The sequence below is a fragment of the Oleiphilus sp. HI0128 genome, assembly GCF_001635365.1.
Genome location: NZ_LWGG01000995.1, coordinates 1 through 658, shown reverse-complemented (window position 1 = coordinate 658; position 658 = coordinate 1). Strand labels below are relative to the sequence as shown.

The 658-nt window shown below is 47.1% G+C and carries 1 protein-coding gene; it reads right to left on the bottom strand.

The window, feature by feature from the left end:
• Positions 1-601 (bottom strand): DUF819 family protein (locus tag A3763_RS16875; RefSeq protein ID WP_156495138.1); only part of this gene is annotated, 601 nt, incomplete at its 3' end.
• Positions 602-658: the final 57 nt, after the last annotated feature.

Here is a 658-nt window from a genome sequence, read left to right as displayed (position 1 = left end):
GCCCCCCACCCGACGTGCTATTCAAGGGCAACTTTTCGCTTTCATTGAAGGCTTTTAAAAACCGGCTAAACAGCGGTTTTGCGAGGCTCACAACAAATAATAGATATAAGGCCGACAGCAAAATATCATAGCTGGTCATCGTAATAAACACCGACTGCTCACCTTCAATTGCCGCACTAATAGCCGCCATATTCGGGCCTCCTCCGGTATACGCGCCGACCGCTAATCCAGCAACTTGCCACAAATGCTCTATTCGCCCATCAAACAGTAAAGACAGAATCGTCGTGATAATCATCACGCTAAACAATGCTAGAATCATGGCTTTAATCGTTGGCCCAGCCAAGTGAAAAGCAGACTTAATATCCATTGAAAAAGCCAGCATTGGAATTGCCAAGGCTATGGCGACTTCAGTTACCTGAGTTTGGATCGAGAGCACATCGCTACCGGGCAAGTAGTTCTGGATATTGAAACCCGATAGCACAATACCCGAGGCAAAAGCCAACACCACGACACCCAGCTTGTCGAGAATGGCCCAGCGCTGAGCAGCGACAATCAACACAGCGGGAAAGCTGAGTAAAACGAGAATAAAGAAAATACCCATCACTACAACTATTGCTCCCAGCGAGGTGTTTTTGAGGTATCAAATACAGACCACCAT